The sequence below is a fragment of the Niveispirillum fermenti genome (assembly GCF_048066175.1).
Classification (GTDB): domain Bacteria; phylum Pseudomonadota; class Alphaproteobacteria; order Azospirillales; family Azospirillaceae; genus Niveispirillum; species Niveispirillum fermenti.
This window is the reverse complement of record NZ_JBLTXA010000004.1, coordinates 307,270-311,728: the sequence shown is the minus strand read 5'-3', so window position 1 is coordinate 311,728 and position 4,459 is coordinate 307,270. Positions and strand designations below refer to the sequence as shown.

The following is a 4,459-nucleotide window of genomic DNA, read 5'->3' as shown; positions in this document are numbered from 1 at the left end:
CCGGCCGACCTGGAGAGCCCAAGAATGAACCGCATGTCCCGCAAAAGCCGCGTCAGCCTGCTCGCCGGCTCGGCCATCCTGCTGATCCTCACCGGCTGCACCGTCACGCCGGAACCCCTCACCCTGGACCAGCAGATCGCCCAGGCCGCCGCTGACCGTCAGGCCATGTTCGCCAGCCAGGAGGCCGTTACCGCCCCCCTGACACTGGAACAGGCCATGGCCCGCGCGCTGAAATACAATCTTCAGCACCGCGTCACCCTGATGGAACAGGCGCTGGAGGACAGGATCCTGGGCACCAGCGGCATCGATATGCTGCCCAAGCTGGCCACGCGGGCCGGTTTGCGCACCCGCTCCAACGTCCTTGCCTCGGTTTCGGAATCGGTGGAAACGGGCCAGGTCTCTCTGGTGCCGTCGACAAGCTCCGAACGGACCAGCGCTTCGGTCGACCTCCAGCTCGGCTGGAATGTCCTGGATTTCGGCCTCTCCTATTACGGCGCCAAGGCGCAGGCCAACAAGCTGCTGGCCGCAGAGGAACGCCGCCGCCGCGTCGTTCTCAACATCATCGAACAGGTCCGCGCCGCCTGGTGGGAAGCCGCGACCGCAGAGCGCCTGAAGCCCCAGGTCGCCGCCATCCTGGATGAAGCCCGTCAGGCGCTGGAACAGTCCAGACAGGCCGAGGAACAGCGCCTGCTGCCCCCGCTGGATGCCCTGCGCTATCAAAAGGCGCTGCTGGAAATCGTGCAGCAGCTCGAAGCCCTGGAAGCCGATATGGCCATCGCCAGGACGCAACTCGCCAGCCTGATGAACCTGCCACCCGCCACGCCGGTCCAGGTCGCCGTTCCCGATGAAGCCAGCCTGGTGGTACCGAAGCCCGGATATACGCTCGCCGATCTGGAAGCCATCGCCATGGTCGAACGGCCCGAAGTCCGGGAAGAGGCCTATATTGCCCGCAATGCGGCCATCGAAACCCGCATGAGCCTGCTGAAGCTGCTGCCGGGGGCCACCCTCTTCGCCGGCCTCAATTATGACAGCAACGATTATCTGGTGAACAATGATTGGGCCGACGCCGGCGTCCAGGTTTCCTGGAACCTGCTGAACGTCCTGCACTGGTCGAAGATCGAAGAAGCCGGCGAGGCCCGGGAGAAGGTGGCCGAAATCCGCAGACAGGCCCTGCGCATGGCCGTGCTGGCCCAGGTCAACCTCGCCTGGCACCGCCATGCCCGCGCCGAGCGTCTCTATGACCGCTATGCGAGCCTGGAAGCCGTAGAAACCCGTATCCAGAACCAGATCGCCGCCGCCGCGGCCAGCGATGCCCAGACGAAACTCGAGCGCATCCGTTCCGCCGCTTCCGCCCTGCTGGCAAAGCGGGCCCGCGACCGGGCCTATGCCGAACTCCAGAATGCCTATGGGGCGATCAACCAGGCCGCAGGCTTCGACCCGGTGCAGCAGGCCGACAGTGAAAGCAACATCGAAACCATCGCCAACGCCATCAATGCGCAGGCACAATTGATCCAGACCGGCGCGGGCAGCCGGGCACTCCAGACCCCCGGAAGCTGAGCGCCCGTCAGAACACTCTTATATCAAGTCCCGGTGATCACAACCGATCACCGGCCTCAATCGCCGGCGCCAACATTCGTTGGCTTGGCTGCGCCGCACGAGCGGCGTGATGGCGGTCGCCGCCGTACCGGATCCATACCGGCCCAACGGCCCGGTATGCCCCTCACCCCGGCGACAAGCCGGGGTGAGGGGCTATCACGGTCGCAGGCAAGCCACTGATAAAGGGTAACGATAGGGCGAAGCCGGAAGCGCTTCCGGGCATGTACTATTCGCGTAGCGTATCCGCGACGAGCGCATTGGCATGGCCATGCCCCATGCCATGCTCTGCCTTCAGCCAGGCGACAAGCTCCATATGCTTTTTCCCGCTCTGCCCGCGGATAAGCGCTTTCCACTCCGCGATAGGGCGGCCGTATTTTGCCTCGATGGAGGGGAAATAGGAGGCAGGCCCCTTGATCGCATCTTTTGTCATGACACTTCCCGGACAACAATGACTTCAACTGCGGACAATAGCAGAAATAGCCTTCTATCCCCCTATATGTCTGTCCGGAAAATTTTATTTTACTTCAATGCCTTATACTATTTTGCGGTGATCAGAGCCTATTGGCTCTGATCACCGCAAAATAGTATCAGACCGCCCCCACATTCACATAGCTGGAAACGCCGCGGATATGCTCATCCACCGCCAGGCGGTGGGACAGGGGCGGGAAGGCGCGCTGCGTGCAATCCAGGCGCGGGCAGATGCGGCAATTGACGCCGATCGGCGTCGCCGTCTCCGGATCGGACAAATCCAGCCCATCGGCATAAACGAGTTGCCCCGCATGGGCCAGGTCGGACCCGATGGCGATGGCGAACTGCCGGGCCGGCTGCTTCCAGCCGCCGCCCGGCTTGGTGACCGTGCGCGTTATGGAAAAATAGGTGGTGCCGTCCGGCAGGCGTGCCAACTGTGTCTGGATTTCGCCGGGATGGCGGAAGGCATCATGCACATGCCAGCGCGGGCAGGCCCCGCCGAACCGCGCGAAGTGAAAACCCGGCGCGGCACTGAATCGCTTCGACATGTTGCCGGCCGGATCGACCCGCGCGAAGAAGAAGGGCACGCCCTTCGCCCCCGGCCGCTGCAACGAGGTCAGCCGGTGGCAGACCTGCTCGAAACTGGCCACGAAGCGCCGGGACAATATTTCGATATCGTACCGGACCTCCTTGGCTGCCATCAGGAACCGGCCATAAGGCATCATGATGGCCGAAGCGACGTAGTTCGCCAGCCCGACCCGCGCCAGCTTGCGGGATTCATCATGGCTGAAGCTGCCACGGGCCACCGCCGCCTCCAGCAGCGGCGCATGGCCCAGCAGCGCCGCCTGGCTGGCGAGCTGGAACGTGCGGCCCGCCGGGTCCAGCATTTCAGAGATCAGCACACGACGGGAATGCCGGTCGAACCGGCAGATGGCGCCGCCCATCACCTCGGTCGGCATAAGCCGCACCCGCACCCCGTGCTTCTTCAGCAGGTACGCCGACAGCGACCCGTACAGGTTGCCCCCCTCCAGATCACCATCGATCCACAGGGTTTCCGCAGCCGTTTCCAGGTCGGGGAAATGATTCTGCTCCCCCTGGAAGAATTCCGACACTTCCTCCTGCGGGAAGGCCTGGGCACCCATCACCTGCAACTTGTCGCGGTCGGCCACCTTTTCCGCCAGGGCACCCAGATCCTCCCGCGCCTCCCGATAGGCGCGATAGAGCGAGACGATGGCATGGCCCAGATTGGGGGCGGCGGCGGCCACCTCCTTCATGTCCTGGCCCTTGATGTCACCCGTCTCGAACAGGGGGTCGGCGAAGACCTCACGCATGCTGGCCACCAGCCGCGTCTCGTCATCCTCCGCAAAGCTCGCCATGTCTATGCCATAGACCGACGCGATCTTCAGCAGCAGCGGCACCGTCAGGGGCCGCTGGTTCGCCTCGATCAGGTTCAGATAGCTGGGGGAGACGCCGATCTCCTCCGCCATCTGCGCCTGAGTCATCTTCAGGTCGCGGCGCAGGCGGCGGACCTTGTGGCCCAGCATGGCTTTCTTTTCGGACATTCGCGGATTCTGTCCCCGGATGGCCCGCCGGCAGGGGCGGGACAGTTCGGGGGGCGGCTGGGCCTGCCCCCGATAAACAATTAAAATCAGCTACTTGCCGTAGGGAAGACCATATCAGACCTGAACCCGCCGGCGCAAGCGGCCCCTGGTTCGCGGCGTCAGGCGAACAGGGCCCGCACGCCGTGCAGGTCATCGGCCACATGCAAGGCCAGACGGTGCATCTCCGCCGTCGCCGGCAGCAGGTCCGGCACCATGACGGGCATCAGTCCGGCGGCATGGGCGGACCGGATGCCATTATGGCTATCCTCCAGCGCAACGCACAGGGACGGATCGGCATCAAGCCGGGCCGCAGCCGTCAGATAGGGTTCCGGATGCGGCTTGCCCCGCTCCACATCGTCACGGGTGACCAGAGCGGCGAACCGGTGGCGGATGCCGGCCTGATGCAGATGTTCCTCCGCCTTGTCCCGGCCCGTGGAGGTGGCGACCGCCAGGGGCAGGCCCAGCACCTCCAGATGGTCGATGATCTCCACCACCCCCGGCATCAGGGCGATGGCCGTGCGCAACAGGGCAATCCGGGTCTGGAACGCCGTGCGGAACCGGCCAAAGCCTTCGTCACCGCCGAAAAAAGCCCGCAGCATGGCATAGGTTTCCGGCCAGGGCGTACCGATGATGCCGGCATAGAAATCGTCATCAATGGGCTGGCCGATCTCGTCGGCGGCCCCCAGCGTGGCGACGCGGACATGCCGTTCGGTGTCGATCAGCAGCCCGTCCATGTCGAAGATCACGGCCTGGACGGTGCGGGGAAAAGCGGGAAAGGACAGGAGGGTCACGGG

The 4,459-nt window shown here is 64.5% G+C and carries 4 protein-coding genes; 1 reads left to right on the top strand and 3 read right to left on the bottom strand.

What is annotated here, in order from left to right; genetic code table 11:
* The first annotated feature begins 24 nt into the window (after positions 1-24).
* Positions 25-1,557: a TolC family protein gene (locus ACM9LZ_RS06530; protein WP_416618539.1), complete on the top strand. Its 1,533-nt coding sequence runs from the start codon at positions 25-27 to the stop codon at positions 1,555-1,557.
* 265 nt (positions 1,558-1,822) lie between these two features.
* On the opposite strand, the gene ACM9LZ_RS06525 is transcribed toward ACM9LZ_RS06530, so the two are convergent.
* The 3 genes from ACM9LZ_RS06525 to ACM9LZ_RS06515 all read right to left on the bottom strand — a co-directional run bounded on the left by ACM9LZ_RS06525 (position 1,823) and on the right by ACM9LZ_RS06515 (position 4,456).
* On the bottom strand, positions 1,823-2,026 hold the full coding sequence (locus ACM9LZ_RS06525; RefSeq protein ID WP_416618538.1) for a DUF4287 domain-containing protein: 204 nt from the start codon (positions 2,024-2,026) through the stop codon (positions 1,823-1,825).
* A gap of 157 nt (positions 2,027-2,183) precedes the next feature.
* The gene (locus ACM9LZ_RS06520) at positions 2,184-3,626 is read right to left on the bottom strand and encodes a helix-turn-helix domain-containing protein (RefSeq protein ID WP_416618537.1); all 1,443 of its coding nucleotides are present in this window, start codon (positions 3,624-3,626) and stop codon (positions 2,184-2,186) included.
* Between the two features lie 158 nt (positions 3,627-3,784).
* Positions 3,785-4,456 (bottom strand): HAD family hydrolase, encoded by a 672-nt coding sequence (locus tag ACM9LZ_RS06515; RefSeq protein ID WP_416618536.1) that lies wholly within the window; start codon positions 4,454-4,456, stop codon positions 3,785-3,787.
* Between the last annotated feature and the right edge of the window lie 3 nt (positions 4,457-4,459).

Bases quoted from the DNA above. Each gene is read 5' to 3' on its own strand.
- ACM9LZ_RS06525 (WP_416618538.1), bottom strand. From the start codon at position 2,026: ATGACAAAAGATGCGATCAAGGGGCCTGCCTCCTATTTCCCCTCCATC.
- ACM9LZ_RS06520 (WP_416618537.1), bottom strand. From the start codon at position 3,626: ATGTCCGAAAAGAAAGCCATGCTGGGCCACAAGGTCCGCCGCCTGCGC.
- ACM9LZ_RS06530 (WP_416618539.1), top strand. From the start codon at position 25: ATGAACCGCATGTCCCGCAAAAGCCGCGTCAGCCTGCTCGCCGGCTCG.